This is a genomic window from Terriglobia bacterium (assembly GCA_020072845.1).
GTDB lineage: Bacteria > Acidobacteriota > Terriglobia > Terriglobales > Acidobacteriaceae > JAIQGF01.
In genome coordinates this window covers 83,002-103,462 of record JAIQGF010000013.1, presented here as the reverse complement: position 1 = coordinate 103,462, position 20,461 = coordinate 83,002, and the positions used below count along the sequence as shown (strand labels likewise).

Here is a 20,461-nt window from a genome sequence, read left to right as displayed (position 1 = left end):
CAAGGTGAAATCGATGGGTTGCCCACCTGCCGCGACGATATCCGCGCCGATCATGCCCCACGAATCGGACGGGACGGTATACCCCATCGTGACCGAGCTAGCTCCGGCCGCCGTTGATTGTGCGCCGTTGCCGCCGGCTGTCGCGCAATTCACTTGCTTGAGCCAGCGGAGAGTCTTGCCGGAGGTGATGGTGCCATTGCAGCCGGTGACGAGAGCATCCACCACCATGTCCCCTGGTGTGCTCGTGACGGTAACCTTCGGCGACACGCCGCTGCCGAAACTGGTCGCGATATTTCGAACCGGAGTGGTCGGATCCACGCCGGTGAAGCTGACTGACCCCGCTTCGAGTGACGCAGTCCCTCCGCTGAGGGTGACCTGGACCGGATACGTGCCCACTGCGGGAGCCGTCAGATAGAACAACTGCACATACCCATAGGTTTGATTATTGCTGTGCACAATGCCCACCGACGTCATGGGGACGCTGTTATACGTGACGGCGAGCGAATGCCCCGTATCTGGCATCGCACCCACCGCGACACCCACCATCAGCAGCAGATTCATTCCGTTTGCGCCGACCGTGTGGTTCCAGCTCAAACTGGAACCGCTCGCCACCGATGCTCCGCCAGCACTTGGCCCAACCGCATCGAATGCTACGCCCGGAGGCGGAAGCGTCGTCACGACCGACAAGGAAACCGTCGTGGTGTGGTTCAAGCTGCCACTCACACCCGTGACGGTGAGGGTGTAGGTGCCCACGGGCGTGCTCGAACTCGTCGTCACCGCGAGCGTCGACGATCCCGTCGCCGGGTTCGGTGTGAAGCTGCCGGTCGCGCCCGCCGGCAATCCGCTTACGCTCAACGTGACCGCGCCGGTGAAGCCGTTCGTCGGGTTGATCGTCAAGGTGTAGCTCCCCGGCGTGCCTTGCAGTACCGCTTGGCTGGCCGGAATCGCGCTCAGCGAAAAGTCTGGCGCGGGCGCCGGCGCCGTCACCGTCAAGGTCGCCGTCCGGCTGACGCTGTTGTAGAGAGCCGTGATCGTTACCGCCGCATCGGAGGCCACCGGGCTCGTCGTCGCGGTGAAGGCGGCGGTCGTCGCCCCGGCCAGCACCGTCACCGACCCCGGCACCTGGGCCGCCGCCGTATTGCTCGATGTCAAGCTGACCGCCGCCCCGCCCGCAGGCGCCGGCGCGTCCAGCGTCACCGTTCCTGTCGACGACGCCCCGCCCTGCACCGACGTCGGGCTCACGCTCACCCCGCTCAGCGCGGCAACCGGCGCCGTCACCGTCACCGTCAAGGTCGCCGTTCGGCTGACGCTGTTGTAGAGAGCCGTGATCGTCACCGTCTCATTGGAGGCCACCGGGCTCGTGGTCGCGGTGAAGGTGGCGGTCGTGGCCCCGGCCAGCACCGTGACCAACGCCGGCACCCGGGCCGCCGCCGTGTCGCTCGATGTCAAGCTGACCACCGCCCCGCCCGCAGGCGCCGGCGTGTTCAAGGTCACCGTTCCTGTGGACGACACCCCGCCCTGCACCGTCGCCGGGCTCATACTCACCCCGCTCAGCGGCCCTGCCTGGGTGAGAACTATTGTTCCACCATTCGGTAGCGCATCGTAATACACCACCGTGCTGGCGCCTTCAACGGTGGAAGCGATGGTCGTGGAGGAGCTCCCTTGCGTGATGCTAACGTTCAGCCAGGCGGAGGGCACGATGCTCCTGATCGTCAGCGATTCCGTATAGAGAAGGCCGTTCAGCGAGTTCGTGAGGCTCAATTGGATCGCGGAAGAGTCGGACGAGAGAACACTCAACGTGGACTCCTTCCGCTCGCGCATGTATTGCGCCACCTCTCCCAAGCGAGCCATCCAGATGTTCCTCGCAACAATGTAGTCGAGAAGCGCTGCGAGGTCGTCGCTGCTGAACCCTGAGTCAATGTCGTGAACATACATGTCGTACCAAGCGTTGTGTGCAATGGCGAAGTCAAGCTTGTTGTAAATATTCGAGAGTGGCAAGGTATCACGAAGGTTGTTACCTGCTATGTCGAAGAAATTTACCGCTTTGTAGGACCCAAGGTCGACGTTCGGCGGCAACGGCCAGGCCGGATCAGGGTCTTCGTAGAAGTTCAGGTCCCCGCCTTCTAGTTCCGCCCAGGCGCCACGCCCGGTTGCGTAGTATTCGCTCGTCACGGCTTGCACATGCGAATTGCTCGTGCCGAACGGATAGGCGAGTGTGATACACGACTGCGAAGGAATGTTCTGGTTGATCACGAGTTGGGATTGACTGAGTTGGTAGCGTAGGTCTGAATCGGTGAGAGTCGTAAGGTCGGGGTCGCTGAATGACTGGCTCCCAATCTCATGGCCCTGCGCTGCTACCTGCCGCCATTGGTCCCAGGTGACATCCCCCCCGGTGGGGATGACTGGAACACCGCTCGGTACGACGAAGAAAGTGGCTTTCAGACCCCTGGCGTTCAGAAGGGGTACGGCGTAATCGACCTGCGACGGCAATCCGTCGTCGAAGCCTAAACTGGCCGCTGCAGCATAATTGTGCTTCCATGGCGTGATCTGGTGATCCTGCGCAGAGGCAATTTGTAACGGGAAAAGTAATCCCATCAAAGCCCACAGAACTATGCGAGAAGAAGCGTTCATCTTTGTGCTCTCCTTACCCAGGGCCGACGCCGACCATCCAGACCTATCCCCGTGCCCAGTCGGTCTTCTTCAGCAGTTCAGCATCCACTCGGGAAACGTTTGGATGGCCGCGTAATTTGTTGATTTGCGGGAACTTAGTAAATGTTGGCAAGTAATGCTATGGGTTTAGGAACAGGGTAAAGCAAAAATCTTTGCACACAGCAAAGCACCGCGAGTTCCGTAGGCGCGGACCGCCAGTCAGGTCCACCGCCGCCCTGAGCTTGTCGAAGGGGACGGGGGTTTTCCCTGAGCGCGCCGAGCGCGCGACAGAATATGCAGTCCCCGGCGTAAGCCGGGGGTTAGCTGGGGGGTACGTCACGGCTTCAGCCGTGACCGAGGCGCGAAGCGCCGAAGCGAGCTTCAGCGGGCGGCAGAATGTTTTCTGTGCGCTCCGCCGCCAGCGGCTGCGCGCATGCCTTCGGCAGAGAGGAAAAGATTTCTTTGCGCACCTAACCCCGGGCTCACGCCCGGGGCTACCCTCTCTTTCGCCCGCTTCGCGGGCCGGCGACGTGCGGTGCGGGCGGATCAGGGTCAATGCCGCGGGATGTTGGTTTGCATTCCCACCCTTGGCCGCGCAAAAGGTAGGGTACCCGGCATAAATTCTTCTTGACACAGGAGCCTGATATCCTAAAATTGGGATAACTAATGACGCGCAAGCCGGCACCAGGAGAGAAAAAGCTGTTTTGGATGGGCTCCTCTCACGAGGAACTCATGTCATTCCCTGAGCGGGTCAAGGATGAAATCGGCTGGGCGCTGGGAGTGGCGCAGTTCGGCGAGAAACATCCATCGGCGAAGCCCTGGAAAGGCGAGGGGCCGGGCGTATTCGAGATCGTGGACGACTACGAAGCCAATACCTATCGCGCCGTGTACACAGTGAGATTTGAATTGGCGGTTTACGTCCTGCACGCCTTTCAGAAGAAGTCGCCGAAGGGAATTCGGACCGCGAAGACGGACGTTGAGTTGATTCACAAACGGCTGCAAGCTGCGCGTGAGCACTACAGGATCAATTTCGAGGAGAAAGCCAGTGCCGCAAAGAAGAAATAGTGACGATGTGGAGATCAAGGCGAGCTCCGGGAACGTTTTTGCGGACCTCGGGTTCAAAGACGCCGAAGAACGGCAGACGAAGGTGAAGCTGGCCGTGGCCCTCAACCGGATACTCGCCGCGATGAAGCTGTCGCAGGTGAAGGCCGCGGAGCGGCTGGGAGTGAATCAACCCAAGGTGTCGGCGCTGAAGAACTACAAGCTGGACGGCTTTTCCGTGGAGCGCCTGCTGGGGTTCGTCACCGCCCTGAACTGCGATGTCGAAATCGTGATTCGTCCGCGGCGCGTCAGGAAAGCCGGGCGGATCACGGTCAACGCTGCGTGATGTTGGTCTGCATTCCCACCCTTTGCCGCGCAAGAGGTGGGGTGCTCGGCATCGGTTGTCTAACTGGATTGAGCCGCGTAGCGGCGGACGAAAATAGCCCGGCACTTCAGTGCCGGGAAAAGATTCGCAGAGACGCAAAGTCCCGTAGGGACGGCTGAAGTGGAGCTTCAGTCGTCCCTACGGGACTCAGATTGTTCTGCCGGCCACCCAGGGCTGAAGCCCTGGGCTATTTTCATTCCGTCGCTACCGCGACGGTGTCACCTGACGTGCTCGTTCCTATCTTCAAGCAGGACAGGGTACGAAGGGATTGTTTATTTGCGCTCCGCCGCGAGCGGCTGCGCGCATGCGAATAAGCTCCTTCGCTGCGCTCAGGATTTCGCCTGCGGGCTCCCGCTTCGCTCACGCCCGCAACCCGGCTCAACTTCGGCAGAGCGGAAGTGATTTCTTGCCAACCTGACCCCGGGCTCACGAGCACCCCACCACGCGCAAAAAGCGGCGCGTGTTGGGGACCCCGCGCCCGGGGCTACTTTCTTTCGCCCGCTTCGCGGGCTGGAGTCCGGTCGCTTACCCACCCTTCGAAAACCGCGAAGGGTGGGGCACCCGGCGTACGCCAAATGAATACTCTACCTCGACGCTATTCGCTGTATGTCCTGGTCCCGCAACGGCTGTTCATGCCAGAAGCCGCCACTACCCCTGAATAATAGAGTTATGCGCGGCGCTCGCTCCGCAAGTCGCTTCTTGAATTCGGCGACGCTTGGCACGCCGATAGCGCGCGCGACCTGCACAGCAACGCTGGTCTTTTCAGCATTGAGTAGGAATGTGGGTGCTCGTTTGAGGTACAGAGCACTCCACGGACGCCATTCAAAAAACGTATCTGGAGGGGTTTCGTGACGTAGCTCTCCTGCGAGAAAAAGGAAGTAATCCGCGGCAGCGAAGTCATCAAACGACAGCACCGCTGCGAGCCCGCCGGTAGTGTGTCTCTCGTGCAATATGTCGGCGTGAAGAGAAATGCGTCTCCTTTTCGGACTCTCATCAATGAGCAGCGAGAGATGCTCCGATGCGTATTCCCAGTAGACGTTCCCCGTCCCGTGCTCACGAGGAACATTCTTCATAGGAATCGGTTCCCCTAGCAGTTGCTCGATTGAGCCCCAGCGCTGCTCCCGAAGTAGGAACGCGAAGAACGTTACGAATAACTCGTGGCCAACAAACTTGAAATAGTCATGATCAGCAGAGCTGAATTGTCCGCTGAAGTTCTCCGGCAGGTTGTAATTTTCGAATACGCGGCCGAACCACCGATACAACTGCAGCGCCGCATCCGTGTCGTCCATGATAGCCACGGTTTCCGCGATCTTGGAGAAAGTCGCGACGGGTTCCTGAGTAGAACTAATTGCGGCAATTAATTCGTCAGGCGTCGCTCCGTCTCGGTGCTTGCGAGGCTCTCTCTGTTGTATGGCGTCCAGAATTCCATCTAAATCGCGACGAAGAACGATGACGCGATTGGGCTGAACGTTCTCGATTGCTGCTGTGGACGGAATTGAAGGTAAAGCAGTCGAGGGCGCGGGAAGCGACTGGAGAGCAGCGCGAAGTGCTCCATCGAACTGCCCCTCCAGTTTTTTTCGCTCTGGAGCTCTTTCCTGTTTCGAGGCCGGCATGTCGTAAACGAGAATCCGCCGCATGCGCAAATCAAACGGGAGCTCCTCAATCTTCCCAAATGCGTTATTAAAAACAAGGATCATTCGTTCGTAACCTAGTGCCTTCATCGCATAGCCGAGTTCAATTAGGACATTTGGGTTGGGACATGCTCTCCCGTCGGCAGGTCGCGCGACTATCGAAACATCTGCAACAAAAACATCAGAAGCTGTGATTTTCGCGAAGATCGTCGCGGCGATATCTGGCGATCCAGGCACCCCCTGTGTGTCTCGGTCGACGACTGGTTGCACGGCTAAGGTGGCGTCGGCGACTATACCAGCGGCAGCATTTTCGAGCGCCGTTTGAATGAAGCCTCTGTTCGTCGCGTTCGGAAGATCGGACTGCCACGAATAGAAAACAATCCGTTTCATGCTGTTGTCATTCTTCAGCTCACCTGTCCGGTGTTGTTTCAGTGCGGCCCAGAGCACGGGGACTTATGCATGGCGTAGCGACTGCTAAATCACCACCGCTTCCTTGTACTCCCCGAACACCCTTCTCAGCGTGTCGCTGATCTCGCCCACGGTCGCGTAGCTCTCCACGGCGGTGATGATGGCGGGCATCAGGTTGGCGCCGGAGTGGGCGGCGTCCTCGACCGCCTTTAGCGAAGCCTGCCACGGGCCCTTGTCTCGCCGCGTGCGCAGTTCGCGGAGGCGCTCCACCTGCTGCCGTTCCAGATCTTCGTTGAGGCGCAAAAGTTCGATGGAGCGCTCCTGCTCCTGCTCGAAGCGGTTGACCCCGACCACCACCTGCTCCAGCCGGTCCACGGCCTGCTGGTACACATAGGCCGAGTTCTGGATTTCCTGCTGCACGAAGCCGCGCTCGATCGCCTTCAGCATCCCGCCCATCGCCTCGATCTTGTCGAGGTAGCCGAGGGCGTGCTTCTCAATCTCGCTGGTCAGCGACTCGACATAGTACGACCCGGCGAGCGGGTCAATGGTCTGCGCCACGCCGCTTTCGTAGGCGACGATCTGCTGGGTGCGCAGGGCGACGCGGACCGCCTGCTCGGTCGGCAACGCGAGCGCCTCGTCGTAGGAATTGGTGTGCAGCGACTGCGTGCCGCCCAGCACTGCGGCCAGCGCCTGCAACGCGGTGCGCACGATGTTGTTTTCCGGCTGCTGCGCGGTGAGCGACGATCCCGCGGTCTGGGTATGGAAGCGCAGCATCCAGGAGCGCGGATTCTTGGCGCCGAACTGCTCGCGCATGATTCTGGCCCACATGCGCCGGGCGGCGCGGAATTTCGCCACTTCCTCCAGGAAATTACTCATCGAGTTGAAGAAGAACGACAGGCGTGGAGCGAACTTGTCCACGTCGAGCCCGGCATCAATCGCCGCCTGCACGTACGCCATGCCGTTGGCGAGGGTGAACGCGACCTCCTGCACCGCGGTGCATCCGGCCTCGCGCATGTGATAGCCGCTGATGGAAATGGTGTTCCACTCGGGGACGTGCTGGTTGGCGTAGGCGAAGATGTCGGTGACGATGCGCATCGCCTGCTTCAGCGGATAAATGTAAGTTCCGCGCGCGATGTACTCCTTGAGAATGTCGTTCTGCACCGTGCCGCCGAGCTTGCGAGGATCGCTGCCCTGGCGCTTGGCCACCGCGATGTAGAGCGCCAGCAGGATGGCGGCGGTGGCGTTGATGGTCATCGAGGTGGTGATTTTTTCCAGCGGGATGCCGTCGAAGAGGCGCTGCATGTCCTCGATGGAATCAATGGCGACACCGACCTTGCCAACCTCGCCCGTCGCCATGGGGCTGTCGGAGTCCATGCCGATCTGCGTGGGCAGGTCGAAGGCGACGCTCAGGCCGGTGGTGCCGGCGTCGAGCAGGTACTTGTAACGCTTGTTGGAGTCCTCGGCGTCGCCCATGCCGGCGTACTGGCGCATCGTCCACAGGCGGCCGCGGTACATGGTGGTCTGCACGCCGCGGGTGTAGGGAAACTGCCCGGGATAGCCGACGTCGCGGTCGTAATCCAGGCCGGCGAGATCGGCGGGTGTGTAGAGCGGGTGGACGGAGATGTGGGAGGAGGTGTGCTCTTCGCTGGTGGCCGGGATTTTCTTCACGCTGGGGAGTACGTCTTTTTCGGCCATGGGGGGAACCTCCGTCTATCGGTCTTTCGGTCTGTCGGTCGATCAGTGTTTAGGTCGATCGGCAATGAGTGACCGATAGACTGATAGACCGAGAGACTTTCAGGCTTTCCGCTTCACGCGCCAGAACGAACTCACACCAAACCACAAGAACACCAGGGCAAAGCCGGCGGCCAGGACCATTTTGCCGGGGCCGATCTTGCCGGCCTGCCATTTCAGGTACTCGCGCCAACAGGCCACGCCGCCTACCAGGGCAAAGAACAAGAAAAACACTCCCGTGATCTCCAGCCAAAGCAGGTGGACGACGCGCCCGAAGTGCCGGAGGGTGATCTGGAGGGCGGAGTAGCCGGCGCGCAACCATCGGCTCTGGCCCGCCTGGCGCGCCGCGACGCGACCGAAAATTCCCAGCTTGCGGGCGGTGGAAAGGCCTAGCACGGGCTCCATTCTAGCAGCGCATAACCCAGGAGCTTGGTCATAAATCACAAAACCGTGTGACGTGGAGGAACAGGCGGCAAGCTGCCGGCGCCAGGCGGCGGGCATGCAGATCATCCGATCACCCGATCATCCGATTCCTTGTGCTACCATCGAATGCTCGCTTGGGCTTCCTGACCGCGAGCAACTACCACCGATCCGGGAACGATGCGATGAAAGACACGCTTGGAGTGCTGCTGGCCGGAGGGGCGGGCGAGCGCCTGTATCCCCTGACGCGCGACCGCGCCAAGCCGGCGGTGACCTTCGGCGGGATTTACCGCATCATCGACATTACCTTATCGAACTGCATCAATTCCGACCTGCGGAAGGTGTACATCCTCACGCAGTACAAGGCGCTGTCGCTGAACCGGCATATCCGCGAGGGCTGGAACATCGTGGCGCGCGACCTGGGCGAGTTCGTCGAGATCCTGCCGCCGATGAAGCGGGTCAGCGAGAACTGGTACCTGGGCACGGCCGACGCGGTTTACCAGAACATTTACTCCATCGGCGCGGAGCAGCCCAAGCACGTGCTCGTCCTGGGGGGCGACCACATTTACAAAATGGACTATTCGCGGATGGAGCGGCAGCACCTGGAGTCGGGCGCCGACGTGACGCTGGCGACCATCCTGATCGAGCCGGAAGAAACGCACCGCTTCGGCGTGGTGGACGTGGACCGCGAGGGCAGGATCGTCGGCTTCCAGGAGAAGCCGCAAGTCACCGATATCCGCTCGCCCTACGACCCGCGCATGGTGTCCGGCTCGATGGGCGTGTACCTGTTCAACACCGACGTGCTCATCCCGGTGCTGCTGAAGGACGCGGAGGACCCCTCCTCCTCCCACGACTTCGGCCACGACATCCTGCCGAGGATGGTGGACGAGTACCGCGTGTACTCGTACAACTTCGTCGACGAAAACAAGAAAGAGGCGCTGTACTGGCGCGACGTGGGGACGCTGGAGGCCTTTTACGAGGCCAACATGGACCTGGTGGCGGTGTCGCCGGTGTTCAACCTGTACGATTCGAGTTGGCCGATCCGCACCCACCAGCGGCAATATCCGCCGGCGAAATTTGTATTTTCCGACCCGAACCGCACTGGCACGGCGGTGGATTCCATCGTGTCGTCCGGCTGCATTCTCTCCGGCGGCGCGGTGTGCAACTCCGTGCTCTCGCCCGACGTGCGCGTGAATTCGTATTGCGAAGTTGACGACAGCATCATCTTCAGCCACGTCAATATCGGGCGGCATTGCCGCATCCGGCGGGCGATCATTGACCGCGACGTGCACATCCCCGAAGGGACCATCATCGGCTACGACACCGAGGCCGACCGGCAGCGCTACTTCGTCACCGAAAGCGGGATCACCGTGGTGACGCGCGATTACTCGCTGTTCGAGAGCCCGGTGGCGGTGGACTACTTCACGTCGGAATAGCGATCAGCTGTCAGCGATCAGCTTCCAGCTTTCAGCTATCAGCCTTCACCAAAATCCCCTTCAACTGCGCTCAGCGCAGGCTCCACCGGGAGCGGCAAGGGGTGGGGCAACCTCACATAACCTGCTAAAATCCATTGTTTCCTCAGAGTTACCCGACGGAACATTCTGGTCAATCGGGCCGTATTCATCCCCAGGGGCAGTGTGACCAGGAGTTCCCGAGGAGTGCTGGTTGGACGACAATCAAGTCGTGGCCTCTCTGGTCCGTCGCTGCGTAGCCGGCGACGCGGTTGCCTGGGAGGAGATTGTCGAGCGCTTCAATCGGCGTATCTTCAACATTTGTTATAGGTTTACGGGCTCGCAGGACGACGCCCAGGACCTCGCCCAAGAGGTCTTCATCAAGATTTACCGCACCCTGAAAACCTACGATACCGATAAGGGATCGTTTATGACCTGGGTGGCCACCCTGACCCGGAACCTGCTGGTGGACCATTTTCGCAAGAGCAAGCAGGACCGGGTGACCGACTCGATGGACGAGGGGATCACAGCCGAGGAGGATTCCATCAGTGTGGCGGCGCGGCTGGAGGACTCCGGTCCTTCGCCCGATGCCCGCCTCCGGAGCCGCGAAACCCAGGAAATGGTGCAAAAAGCGCTCCAGAAGCTCTCCCCCGAGCTGCGGGAGGCGGTGATCCTCCGTGACCTGCAGGACATGGACTACCGGGAAATCGCCTTAGCCCTGAAGGTACCGGAGGGAACGGTGAAGTCGCGCATAAATCGGGGACGGACGGAACTTGGACGGCTGCTATCACGTACTTATAGGCAGGTGACCTGATGTACGAGGAATCCAAACCCGGAATGCAGTGCCACGAGTTCGACGGGCTGCTCAGCGAGGCGATGGACGGCACCTTGGCCGGCGCCCAGCGCGAGCAGTTCGAGTCGCATCGGACCACGTGCCCGACCTGCGGCCCGATGTTTGCCGAAGCCCGGCGCGGCATGCAATTGCTGCGCGGCCTGGCCCAGGTGGAGCCTCCCGAGAATTTCGTCCACAACGTGCTGGCCGCGACCATCGGACGCGTGGAGGAAGCGGCGCCGGCGGCGCACGCCGGCGAAGGCTGGTGGAACAGGTTCCTGGCGGGCCTGCGGCTGGGAAGCAGTCCGGTGCTGCAGCCGAAATTCGCCATGTCGTTTGCCATGGCGTTCTTCTCGATTTCGCTGGTGCTCAACCTCGCCGGCGTCAAGATCGGCAACCTGCGGCACCTCGACCTGAGCCCCAACGCCATTGTGCGCGGCGCCTACGAAGCGCAGGGCCGCGTGGTGAAGTACTACCAGAATATCCGCTTCGTGTACGAGATCGAATCGCGCGTGCAGGAGTTGAAGCGCGCGACCACGCCGGAGGAGAGCAATCCCCCGGCGGAGAAACCGAAAGAGCAAAAGGACCACAGCGAAAATCCGGACAAGCGGTACCAGAACTACAGCCGGGAGCAGGAGGCCGTCACCATGGCGCGATTATTCGATGCTGCCCCGCTTGCCGGCCAGGTTTTCGCCAGGAGAAACTCATGAACTGCACGGTCCATTCCGACGTCGCGGCGACCTCGTATTGCCGCACCTGCGGCAAGGCGATGTGTGAGAAGTGCTCGCACAGCGTGCGCGGCGTCGTTTACTGCGAAGACTGCATCGCCACCCGCCTGCACGACACCATGCCGTCGGCGCCGCCGGCCAGCGGCTTCGTGCCGGGCGCCGCGGGCGCGCCCGTGGTGGTGGCAGGCGGCCCCAGCCCGGGACTTGCCGGCGTGCTGGCAGGATTTTTCCCGTTCGGAGTCGGCGCGGTTTACAACGGCCAGTACGCCAAGGGCCTGGCGCACATGCTGATCTTTATCGCGCTGGTGTTCGGCGCCTCGCAGACGGGCGACACCTACGGGCCGATCTTCGGGCTCAGCATCGCGTTTTTCTACATTTACCAGATCATTGATGCGGTGCGCTCCGCGCACGCCATTCGCGTGGGCCAGCCGGCGCCCGATCCGTTCGGGCTGGCGAAGGCGTTCGGCAGCGGCGAGCGCGTGGACTTCAAGCAGGTTCCGGTCGGCGCCCTGGTGCTCATCGGCCTGGGCGTTCTGTTCCTGCTGAACACCATGGGGCTGTTCCATGCGTACTGGATCCACCGGCTCTGGCCGTTGATCCTGATCGTCATCGGCGTGTGGCTTTTGGTGAAGCGCTTCTCACCCCCGGGCGGCGCGACGAGGGAGATGTGAGGAGATGAGCCATGGATAACTATCAGCCCAACCGAACTTGCTACTGCACGCGCTGCCGAAGCCGCGGCCTGATGGGCCCGGCGGTGCTGATCACCCTCGGCGTGCTCTTCATGCTCAGCGAATTCGGGGTGGCGCATTTCAACCGCACCTGGCCGATCCTGCTGATCGTGATAGGCCTGGTGAAGGTGCTCGCTGGAAACCTGGACACCACCGGGCACACGGACGTGATCGCGCCGGCGCCTCCGGGAGCGCCACCGGCGCCAACCCAGAATTCCGAACCGCGGCAGGTGGACCATGTCTAGTCCCGCTCCGCAAATCCATGTTCATCGGCGCCGCTCGCTGGCCGGGCCGATGGTGCTTATCCTGATCGGCGTCATCTTCCTGCTCGGCAACATGCATTACCTGAGCTGGGCATCGCTGCACCATTATTTCGCCCGCTACTGGCCCGCGCTGCTGATCCTGTGGGGCGTCATCAAGCTGCTGGAGCCCCGCGGCATCGGCGGCGGCGGCGTGGTCCTGATCATCTTCCTCGTCCTGCTGGGCATGGGCTTTACCGCCAGCGACCGCATCAACTGGAACGCGCTGCGCGGCCAGATGGATATGGATGACGACCTCGGCGGCCTGTTCGGGAATTCCTACAACTTCAGCGCTACTGTGGAGCAGCCCTTTGCCGCCGGAAGCGAACTGAAAGTCGTCTCCGATCGAGGCGACGTGGTGGTGAATACCTGGGCAGAGCCCAAGATCAAGGTCGTGATCCGCAAGAAAGTGGTGGCCGACAACGAAGAGCAGGGCAAGAGGATCGATGGCGAGACGCAGCCCAGCTTCACCACGGCGGGCGCCACGGTGACGCTGAACGCGAACACCGGCGGCGCGGGCAACAAAGCTGTCGCCAGCGATCTGGAAATCTATGTTCCGCAGAAGGCGAACGTGGAGGTCTCCGACCGGCGTGGCGACATCCGTATTGCCGGACGCACGGGCAACGTCACCACCAGCTCGCATGGCGACGTCACGGTTGCCGACAACGACGGCAATGTCAACATCAGCCTGCGCCGCGGCAACGTGCGCGCCACCAATATCAAGGGATTCGTCAGCGTGGACGGCCGCGTGGACGATACCAACATCAGCGATGTCAGCGGAGAAGTGCGCCTCAGTGGAGACTTCTTCGGACAGATGAACCTGGCGAAGGTGGCCAAGAGCGTCAGCTTCCATTCCACGCGCACCGACATGCAGATGGCGCGCCTGGACGGCGACCTGACGATGGAATCGGGCGACCTGCGTGCGCGCACGATCGCCGGCCCGATGCACCTGACAACCCGCGCCAAGGACATCCACCTCGAGGATGTGTCGGGCAACCTGAAGATTGAGAACAGCAACGGCGTGGTGGAGTACCGCGCCGGCAAAGGCCTTGGTGATGTCGAAATCAACAACCAGCACGGCACGGTGCAGGTGATGCTGCCGAAAAACGCTGCGTTTCAGATCGACGTGCACGCCACACGCGGCGATATCGAGAGCGATTTTCCGGCCATCCAGGTCAAGAGCGAACACAATTCGCAATACGCCAGCGGCTCAGTCGGTGGCGCCGGCCAAAGCGGCCCGCAGATCAAGCTGACCAATAATTACGGCGACGTGCAGATCCGGCAGTCCTCGGGCTTGCCATCGCCGCCTGCTCCGCCGCAAGCTCCCAAGGCTCCGCCCGCACCGGGCCTGCAGCGCGGCGCGGTGATCGACCGCGGGCACATGGTCCTTTACCGGGGCCGCCGCGGGGTGGTTGTGCCAGCACCGCGGAGCTACACGCCGGGTACGCTATAAGCATTTGTGATTTGCGATTGATGATTTGTGATTGGAAGGCGAGCTTTGCGGCTCGCCTTTTTTTCTTTTCAAGATGCACGTCGCAGCGCGCTCGCCCGCGAGCGGCGGTGAGATTGTCAGAGCGCGCTCGCCCCACGATTGAGCCCGGATTTGCGATTTCGCTGTGGTACCGTACCCACTGCATCAGTCTGGGGAGGCTTGCGACAGCTTGGCATCGAATGAAGGCGGAAGCGTGATCGGCCGCACCCTCGCCCACTACCGCATCACTTCGGCGATCGGCGCCGGTGGCATGGGCGAGGTGTATCTGGCTGAGGACACGAAGCTGGATCGTAAAGTCGCCCTCAAGCTCTTGCCCGGCGAAGTCGCTGCCAACCAGGACCGGATGCGGCGCTTTGTTCAGGAAGCGAAGGCCGCGGCGGCGCTCAATCACCCCAACATCGCGCACATCTACGAGATTGGTGAGGCCGAGGGCGCCAACTTCATCGCCATGGAGTATGTCGACGGCCAGACGCTGCGCCAATTGATTTACGACCGGCAACCCGACCTGCCCAAGCTGCTGCGCCATTTGCAGCATGTGGCGGAAGGCTTAGCCAAGGCACACGCCGCGGGCATCGTTCATCGTGATCTGAAGCCCGACAACATCATGATCACGCACGATGGTCACGCCAAGATTCTTGATTTCGGCCTGGCGAAACTCGTCGAGCCACTTTCACAAACAGGCAGCGAGGCCGCAAGCCAGGCGGCCACCGCAATCCTGCAACCGCAATCCACTCCGGGTGTGGTCCTGGGCACGGTGGGATACATGTCCCCCGAACAGGCACAAGGCAAGAGCAAGGAGATCGATCAGCGCTCGGACATTTTCTCGTTCGGCTGCATTCTGTTCGAGGCAGTGACGGGCCGCAAGGCCTTCGACGGCAAAGACGCGATTGATACCCTCAACAAGATTATCCGCGAACCGGCTGCTCCGATCACCGACTTCCGTCCCGCCGCACCCGTTCATTTGCAGAGAATCGTGCGGCGATGCCTGGCGAAAGATCGCGAAGACCGTTACCAGACGATCAAGGATGTCGCCATCGAGCTGCGAGAAATGCGGCGCGAGCTGGAAGGGTCGGGCGCGGATGGAGTTGAAAGCGGCGGTGCGCAAACCGGATCGGCCGCCAGTGCAATCTCTCCGCCTCCCTCCAGTGCGGAGTACATCGTCAATGGAATCAAGGCGCACAAATTGGCTGCCGCGATCGTTGCCGTTTTGCTGGTCGCGGGCGCCGTCAGTGCCGGCGTGTATCTGCACGCGCGCGGCAGCGCCGCCGCCATCGAATCCATCGCCGTGTTGCCCTTCGAGAATCGGAGCAACGACCCCGACGCCGACTACATTTCCGACGGGATTACGGAAAGCATCAACAACAGCCTGACGCGGCTGCCGAATCTCAAGGTGATTCCCCACAGTGTCGCTTTCCATTACAAGGGGAAGGCGATGGACGCGCAGAAGGTTGGCGACGAACTGCGCGTCAATGCCGTGCTCACCGGCCAGGTCGGGCAGCGCGGCGACAACCTGACGATCAGCGTTGAGCTGGACGACGTTCGCAACGGCAAGCAGCTTTGGGGAGAGCAGTACAACCGCAAGCTGGCCGATCTGCTGGCGGTAAAGAATGAAATCGCCCAGGAAGTTTCGCAGCGGTTGCGCTCGCAGCTTTCGGCGGACGACCGGCAAAAGCTGACGAAAGGCTCCACCGACAATCCCGAGGCTTACCAACTCTATCTCAAGGGCAAGTACCACACGAACAAACTGACCAAAGACGGGTTTCGCAAGGGCCTCGACTATTTCAATCAGGCCATCGCCGTCGATCCAAATTATGGGTTGGCCTATAGCGGCATGGCTTACAACTACATGAATCAGGACGATTGGTTCATGCCTCCCAACGAGGCGGGACCCAAGGCAAAGTACGCGGCAGAAAAGGCCTTGGCGATTGACCCGTCGGACGTCGGCGCTCACCTTTCCCTCGCCCTGGAAGCGCACTGGCATGAGTGGAATTGGGCCACCGCGGAAAGAGAGTTCAAACGAGCAATTGAGCTGAGTCCCAACAACGCGGAGGCGCACGGATACTACTCCTGGTTCCTGGCAACCATGGGCCGACACGCCGAGGCGCTCGCGGAAGCCCGGCGGGCTCAGCAAGCCGATCCACTCTCCTCGCTAGCGAATGGTTGGGTCGGATCGGTCCTGGTTTATAACCGGCAGTGGGACCCGGCGATTGTAGAGCTCCGTAAAGCGATCGAGCTGGACCCGACTTTCTGGTTTTTCCATTCGTTCCTGGGCAGCGCCTACCTGCAAAAAGGAAAAATGCCGGAAGCGATTGCCGAGTTTCAACGCGCGCTCGAGTTGGAGAAGGACAACGCCGAGATCTGGGCCGGCCTTGCTTACGCCTACGCCGTGTCGGGGAACAAAGCCGAAGCGCGAAAGCTCCTTGATCACTTGAAGGCGATGTCGGAGCAAGGCTACGTCGCGCCATTTAACTTTGCGGTCGTGTACTCAGGCCTGGGAGACAGGGAGCAGGCATTCGCCGGGCTCGATCAGGCGTACAAACAACGCTCCTACTACCTGGCGGTTGCTCTGCCCACGTCTGCCTCCCTGGACAGCCTCCGCTCCGATCCACGCTTTGCTGACCTGTTGCGCCGCGTCGGACTGCCGCAACCGCGGTGAGACCGATCCATCAACCATTGTCATGCTGAGCGCAGCGCGGCATCTATGCATTTCATCGAGCGCGCTGCGATTAAGGCTTGCGCTGCGGTCTTAGCGCGCACGTCGCCCCGGGCATGCCGCTGTGCAGGAAGTAGGAATCCAGCTCCGCGCCCGCCTTCGTCAGATCTTCCAGCGAGAACAATTCCTGCAACCCCTCGAACAACTTCTGCTCCTCCTTGCGCACATGCGCCGCCAGGCTGGCGGAGAAAAGTTGAAGCTCAGGCACGGTGAGGCGTCCCGCGGTGGCGCCGGCGGCGTACTGGCGCAGGGAAACGTGCTCGATGCGCAGTTCATCCACCAGGTCGCGCAAGGAGGTCGCGCGCTGGGCGAACGGGAACAGGACCTTCTCTTCGGCCTCGAAGTGGTAGCGAATCTCACTCTCGAAAAGCCGCGCGATTTCCTGTTGCCAGTGCTGTGGGTCGGGATGTTGGGATTGCAGCCCGCGCTCGATCTGGACGCATAGCGCCAGCGCGTGTTGATGCTGGTGAGAGAGCGGGATTAGGTTGCGGTCGCGCAGCATGTATCTATTATGCCCGTGCCGTCCCTACGGGACTCTGGCAATTTGTCACAGCGTTCCCGGCGCTAAAGCGCCGGGCTATTATGATTCGCCCCTTCGGGGCTGAAGAAACTTCACCCATCTCAGCAGGGCTGAACATCATGCAGGGCCCGCGGCGCAAAATGAACAGTCCCCGTGAGCTGAATGTGAAGAGCCCCAGCGGGGCGATTGACAATAGCCCGCCGCTTCAGCGGCGGGAAAGTGGAACAAACCGGTGAGTGCCGTAGGCACGACTGAGGTTCTACACGCGTCAGCCTAGACGCTGCACCCTCAAACCTGCAACCTGAAGCCTGGAGCCTGAAGCCCAACGCCTGAAGCCTGCTTTACTAAACTGCCCCGCGCAGCAGACAATAGTCGTTTGCTCAAGCGTCCGCGGCGCCATCTGCCGCGGGCAATGCAATTATCAATTCAGCGCAGAAAGAGGACCCACTTATGCCCGCAACCGGTGAACTGATTCGGATGATGAACTTCGTGGACGACATTACCGCCACCTTGCGCCGCGTCATCGCCAATGTTCCGTACATGACCGAGGAAGAGAAGAGGCGCCTGGCCGAATACATGCGCAAGGCCGACCCGAGCTTCGAAGGCCTGATGCAGCGGCTGGAGAAGGAGTCCAAGTAATGGAGGTCCGCACCGTCGCGGTGATCGGCGCCGGGATCATGGGACGCGGCATCGCGCACGCGGCCGCGCTCGGCGGCTATCGCACCATCCTCGAGGACATCCTGCCCAGCGCCCTGCGCCGCGCCGGCGACGAAATCCGCGCCAACCTCGACCAGGCGGTGGAACTCGGCAAAGTCAGCGCGGACGAAGCCCAGGAGGCGATGGGCCGCATGGAATACGCGGGCGCGGTGGATGAGGCCGCGCGCGCCGCCGACCTGGTGATCGAAGCCGTCCCGGAGGAGATGGAGTCGAAGATCGAGATCTTCACCCTGCTGGACAAAATCTGCCGGCCGGAAACCATTCTCGCCTCGAACACGTCCTCGCTGAGCATCACGGAAATTGCGTCGGTCACCTACCGGCCGAAAAAGTGCGTGGGCATGCACTTTTTCAATCCGGTGCACAAGATGAAGCTGCTGGAGATTGTGCGCGCGCTGGAAACCAGCGACGACACGCTGGCGACGGCGGTCGAGGTGGGGCGGCGGATGAAAAAAGAGGTGGTGGTGATCAAGGAATCGCCGGGGTTCATCACCAGCCGCATCAACGCCATGATCGGCAACGAAGCGTTCTACATGCTGCAGGAAGGCATCGCCAGCGCCGAGGACATTGATAAAGCGCTGAAGATGGGCCTCAACCATCCCATGGGGCCGTTTGAACTGGTGGACCTGGTGGGGCTGGACACGCGCCTGCACATTCTGGAGTACCTGCACAAAACGCTCGGCGAAAAATACCGGCCGTCGCCGCTGCTGGTGCAGTACGTCAAGGCCGGACGGCTGGGACGCAAGGCGGGACGCGGGGTTTATACGTATTCGGAACAGACGCCGAGGCCGGTTACCGAAGCCGCGAGCAAGAGCAGCGAATAATTCAGGCTGGCCGCATGGCGCCGCGCAGCAGCACCATGAGATACAAATACCATCATGTCGGCATACCGACGCGCCGAAAGCTACCGGGAATGGTGGACATCCCGCATTTGAAAATTCACGCCACCGATCACGAGTCGAATGCGTTCGGCATCCAGTGGATGATGTACGGCGAGCACTGCGATGTGCCCGACTTGGTGCGTACCGTACCGCACGTCGCCTTTGAGGTGGATAATCTCAAGGCTGCGATCAAGGGAAGGAAAGTAATCGTACGGCCGAACTCGCCCTCGCCGGGCGTTGTCGTGGCCATGATCGAGGAAGCCGGTGCGCCCGTCGAACTACTGCAGTTCACCGACAAACGCGCCAACCGCCGTAATGTTGCGCGCGAGATGAAGCAAGTGCGACGTAGCTAGCCCGGGCGCGGTACATTGTCCCGCGCCAATTCCCATGCCCTCTGCACGTCATCCCACGTGGTCTGCAAGTTTCCGATGGCCACGCGCAGCACGATCTTGCCGTTGAGCACGGTGTGGGAGAGAAAGACCTCGCGCGTGGCATTCACCGACTCGAGCAGCGCGCGGTTGTCCTCGTCGGTGCCCTGGAAGCGGAAGCACACCACCGAGAACGGCACGGGCGCGACGACTTCGAAGCGCGGATCGCGCCGGATGAGCTGCTCAAGGCGTTTTGCCCACGCGATATGCGAGCGCAGGATTTCCTGCATGCGCTCGCGTCCGAAATAGCGCATCAGGAACCACAGTTTGAGCGAGCGGAAGCGCCGGCCGAGCGGGATGCCGTAGTCCATCAAATTGATGGCGCGCGGGTCCTCGCTGGCGCGCAGGTATTCAGGATTCAGCGAGAATGCGCGCCGCAGGATGTCCGGCCGCCGGGTGTAGAAGGCGCTCAAGTCCACCGGCGTGAACAGCCATTTGTGCGGGTTGACCACCAGCGAATGCGCGCGCTCTGCGCCTTTCAGGATGTGTTGGCACTCGGGCAGAATCGCAGCCGAGCCCGCGTAAGCGGCGTCAATGTGCAGCCAGAGATCGTACTTTTCAGCGACGTCGGCGATGGCGGCGACGGGATCGACGCTGGTGCTCGAGGTCGTGCCGACGGTGGCCACCACGCAGAACGGCCGCTTGCCTTGCTGGATGTCGGCCTCGATCGCCTGCGCGAGCGCGTCGGGACGCATGCGGAATTCGGCGTCCACCGCGATCTTGCGAACATTTCTCTGCCCGATGCCGAGCGCGATGGCCGCCTTCTCGATGGAGGAATGCGATTCCGCCGAGGTGTACAACGTCAGCATCGGCTTCGATCCTTCGACGCGCGCCTCGGGGTCGGTGAGTTCGCGCGCCGCGGCGACGGCATGCAAGCTGCTCACCGACGCGGTATCGTAGATCACGCCGAAGTAGTCGTCCGGCAGTCCCATCCATTGGCGCAGCCAGCCGAGCGCGACCTGCTCCAGTTCGGCGACAGCGGGCGATGTCTTCCAGTGCAGGCCGTTGGTGTTCAGCGCAGCCGCAAGCGCCTCGGCCAGGATGGTCGGAGCCGCGGCGCTGTTGGCGAAGTACGCCAGAAATCGCGGATGGTTCCAGTGCGTGACCGCGGGCAGAATGAGGTTGTCAAAATCCCTGAGAATGGCGTCGTAGGACTCACCTTGCTCGGGCGCCGAGGGAGGCAGCGCGTCGGTCAGTTCTCCCGGCTGGACTTTGGGCAGCACCGGATAGTCGCGGGTATGCTCCAAATAGTGAGCGATCCAGTCAATGACTTCGTGGCCGGCGCGCCGGAAGTCCTCGACGTAGGCATTCCACTCCGGCGCCGCTCCGGTACGAGTGGTGGGCATAAGGGCTCCTGCATGAAGGACGAACTATTTATTTTAATCGCGCGGTCTCTCGGTCTATCAGTCT

The 20,461-nt window shown here is 61.5% G+C and carries 18 protein-coding genes; 12 read left to right on the top strand and 6 right to left on the bottom strand.

Annotation, left to right across the window (positions count from 1 at the left end; genetic code table 11):
- A partial coding sequence (locus tag LAN70_14570; protein ID MBZ5512377.1) for a polysaccharide deacetylase family protein occupies positions 1-2,631 on the bottom strand: 2,631 nt, incomplete at its 3' end.
- A gap of 684 nt (positions 2,632-3,315) precedes the next feature.
- Between LAN70_14570 and LAN70_14565 the strand changes: the two genes are divergently transcribed.
- Entirely contained in the window at positions 3,316-3,714 is a 399-nt protein-coding gene (locus LAN70_14565) for a type II toxin-antitoxin system RelE/ParE family toxin (GenBank protein ID MBZ5512376.1), read from the top strand.
- The gene (locus LAN70_14560; protein ID MBZ5512375.1) at positions 3,695-4,036 is read left to right on the top strand and encodes a helix-turn-helix domain-containing protein; all 342 of its coding nucleotides are present in this window, start codon (positions 3,695-3,697) and stop codon (positions 4,034-4,036) included. Before LAN70_14565 ends, LAN70_14560 begins: the two co-directional genes overlap by 20 nt.
- Positions 4,037-4,659: 623 nt before the next feature.
- Here the strand turns inward: LAN70_14560 and LAN70_14555 are convergent.
- The 3 genes from LAN70_14555 to LAN70_14545 all read right to left on the bottom strand — a co-directional run bounded on the left by LAN70_14555 (position 4,660) and on the right by LAN70_14545 (position 8,250).
- A complete protein-coding gene (locus tag LAN70_14555) occupies positions 4,660-6,153 on the bottom strand; it encodes a nucleotide-binding protein (GenBank protein MBZ5512374.1) in 1,494 nt (497 codons plus the stop codon).
- 27 nt (positions 6,154-6,180) lie between these two features.
- Entirely contained in the window at positions 6,181-7,809 is a 1,629-nt protein-coding gene (locus tag LAN70_14550; GenBank protein MBZ5512373.1) for a methylmalonyl-CoA mutase family protein, read from the bottom strand.
- A 99-nt stretch (positions 7,810-7,908) separates the two neighbouring features.
- Positions 7,909-8,250, bottom strand: a complete 342-nt coding sequence (locus LAN70_14545; GenBank protein MBZ5512372.1) for a hypothetical protein — start codon at positions 8,248-8,250, stop codon at positions 7,909-7,911.
- Positions 8,251-8,450: 200 nt separating this feature from the next.
- On the opposite strand from LAN70_14545, the gene glgC reads away from it, so the two are divergent.
- From glgC to LAN70_14510, 7 genes are all read left to right on the top strand, one after another.
- The gene (glgC, locus tag LAN70_14540) at positions 8,451-9,701 is read left to right on the top strand and encodes a glucose-1-phosphate adenylyltransferase (protein ID MBZ5512371.1); all 1,251 of its coding nucleotides are present in this window, start codon (positions 8,451-8,453) and stop codon (positions 9,699-9,701) included.
- A 229-nt stretch (positions 9,702-9,930) separates the two neighbouring features.
- A complete protein-coding gene (locus LAN70_14535; GenBank protein ID MBZ5512370.1) occupies positions 9,931-10,530 on the top strand; it encodes a sigma-70 family RNA polymerase sigma factor in 600 nt (199 codons plus the stop codon).
- On the top strand, positions 10,530-11,258 hold the full coding sequence (locus LAN70_14530; GenBank protein ID MBZ5512369.1) for a zf-HC2 domain-containing protein: 729 nt from the start codon (positions 10,530-10,532) through the stop codon (positions 11,256-11,258). The genes LAN70_14535 and LAN70_14530 overlap by 1 nt, the downstream gene beginning before the upstream one ends.
- Positions 11,255-11,947, top strand: a complete 693-nt coding sequence (locus tag LAN70_14525) for a B-box zinc finger protein (GenBank protein MBZ5512368.1) — start codon at positions 11,255-11,257, stop codon at positions 11,945-11,947. The genes LAN70_14530 and LAN70_14525 overlap by 4 nt, the downstream gene beginning before the upstream one ends.
- Positions 11,948-11,958: 11 nt before the next feature.
- On the top strand, positions 11,959-12,249 hold the full coding sequence (locus tag LAN70_14520; GenBank protein MBZ5512367.1) for a DUF5668 domain-containing protein: 291 nt from the start codon (positions 11,959-11,961) through the stop codon (positions 12,247-12,249).
- Entirely contained in the window at positions 12,242-13,756 is a 1,515-nt protein-coding gene (locus LAN70_14515) for a DUF4097 family beta strand repeat-containing protein (protein ID MBZ5512366.1), read from the top strand. The genes LAN70_14520 and LAN70_14515 overlap by 8 nt, the downstream gene beginning before the upstream one ends.
- A gap of 208 nt (positions 13,757-13,964) precedes the next feature.
- Positions 13,965-16,451 (top strand): protein kinase, encoded by a 2,487-nt coding sequence (locus LAN70_14510; GenBank protein MBZ5512365.1) that lies wholly within the window; start codon positions 13,965-13,967, stop codon positions 16,449-16,451.
- 70 nt (positions 16,452-16,521) lie between these two features.
- On the opposite strand, the gene LAN70_14505 is transcribed toward LAN70_14510, so the two are convergent.
- A complete protein-coding gene (locus LAN70_14505; protein ID MBZ5512364.1) occupies positions 16,522-17,010 on the bottom strand; it encodes a hemerythrin domain-containing protein in 489 nt (162 codons plus the stop codon).
- A gap of 468 nt (positions 17,011-17,478) precedes the next feature.
- Between LAN70_14505 and LAN70_14500 the strand changes: the two genes are divergently transcribed.
- From LAN70_14500 to LAN70_14490, 3 genes are read left to right on the top strand one after another with little or no spacing between them, the layout of a single operon-like run.
- Positions 17,479-17,667: a hypothetical protein gene (locus tag LAN70_14500; GenBank protein ID MBZ5512363.1), complete on the top strand. Its 189-nt coding sequence runs from the start codon at positions 17,479-17,481 to the stop codon at positions 17,665-17,667.
- On the top strand, positions 17,667-18,566 hold the full coding sequence (locus LAN70_14495; protein MBZ5512362.1) for a 3-hydroxyacyl-CoA dehydrogenase: 900 nt from the start codon (positions 17,667-17,669) through the stop codon (positions 18,564-18,566). Before LAN70_14500 ends, LAN70_14495 begins: the two co-directional genes overlap by 1 nt.
- A gap of 35 nt (positions 18,567-18,601) precedes the next feature.
- Positions 18,602-18,976: a hypothetical protein gene (locus tag LAN70_14490; GenBank protein ID MBZ5512361.1), complete on the top strand. Its 375-nt coding sequence runs from the start codon at positions 18,602-18,604 to the stop codon at positions 18,974-18,976.
- Here the strand turns inward: LAN70_14490 and LAN70_14485 are convergent.
- A complete protein-coding gene (locus tag LAN70_14485) occupies positions 18,973-20,397 on the bottom strand; it encodes an amino acid decarboxylase (GenBank protein ID MBZ5512360.1) in 1,425 nt (474 codons plus the stop codon). The genes LAN70_14490 and LAN70_14485 overlap by 4 nt on opposite strands.
- Between the last annotated feature and the right edge of the window lie 64 nt (positions 20,398-20,461).

What these genes read in the sequence shown, in the direction of transcription:
- LAN70_14520 (MBZ5512367.1), top strand. Translation starts at nt 11,959, where the DNA reads ATGGATAACTATCAGCCCAACCGAACTTGCTACTGCACGCGCTGCCGA.
- LAN70_14500 (MBZ5512363.1), top strand. Translation starts at nt 17,479, where the DNA reads ATGCCCGCAACCGGTGAACTGATTCGGATGATGAACTTCGTGGACGAC.
- LAN70_14515 (MBZ5512366.1), top strand. Translation starts at nt 12,242, where the DNA reads ATGTCTAGTCCCGCTCCGCAAATCCATGTTCATCGGCGCCGCTCGCTG.
- LAN70_14550 (MBZ5512373.1), bottom strand. Translation starts at nt 7,809, where the DNA reads ATGGCCGAAAAAGACGTACTCCCCAGCGTGAAGAAAATCCCGGCCACC.
- LAN70_14545 (MBZ5512372.1), bottom strand. Translation starts at nt 8,250, where the DNA reads ATGGAGCCCGTGCTAGGCCTTTCCACCGCCCGCAAGCTGGGAATTTTC.
- LAN70_14530 (MBZ5512369.1), top strand. Translation starts at nt 10,530, where the DNA reads ATGTACGAGGAATCCAAACCCGGAATGCAGTGCCACGAGTTCGACGGG.
- LAN70_14505 (MBZ5512364.1), bottom strand. Translation starts at nt 17,010, where the DNA reads ATGCTGCGCGACCGCAACCTAATCCCGCTCTCTCACCAGCATCAACAC.
- LAN70_14495 (MBZ5512362.1), top strand. Translation starts at nt 17,667, where the DNA reads ATGGAGGTCCGCACCGTCGCGGTGATCGGCGCCGGGATCATGGGACGC.
- LAN70_14490 (MBZ5512361.1), top strand. Translation starts at nt 18,602, where the DNA reads ATGAGATACAAATACCATCATGTCGGCATACCGACGCGCCGAAAGCTA.
- LAN70_14485 (MBZ5512360.1), bottom strand. Translation starts at nt 20,397, where the DNA reads ATGCCCACCACTCGTACCGGAGCGGCGCCGGAGTGGAATGCCTACGTC.
- LAN70_14565 (MBZ5512376.1), top strand. Translation starts at nt 3,316, where the DNA reads ATGACGCGCAAGCCGGCACCAGGAGAGAAAAAGCTGTTTTGGATGGGC.
- glgC (MBZ5512371.1), top strand. Translation starts at nt 8,451, where the DNA reads ATGAAAGACACGCTTGGAGTGCTGCTGGCCGGAGGGGCGGGCGAGCGC.
- LAN70_14525 (MBZ5512368.1), top strand. Translation starts at nt 11,255, where the DNA reads ATGAACTGCACGGTCCATTCCGACGTCGCGGCGACCTCGTATTGCCGC.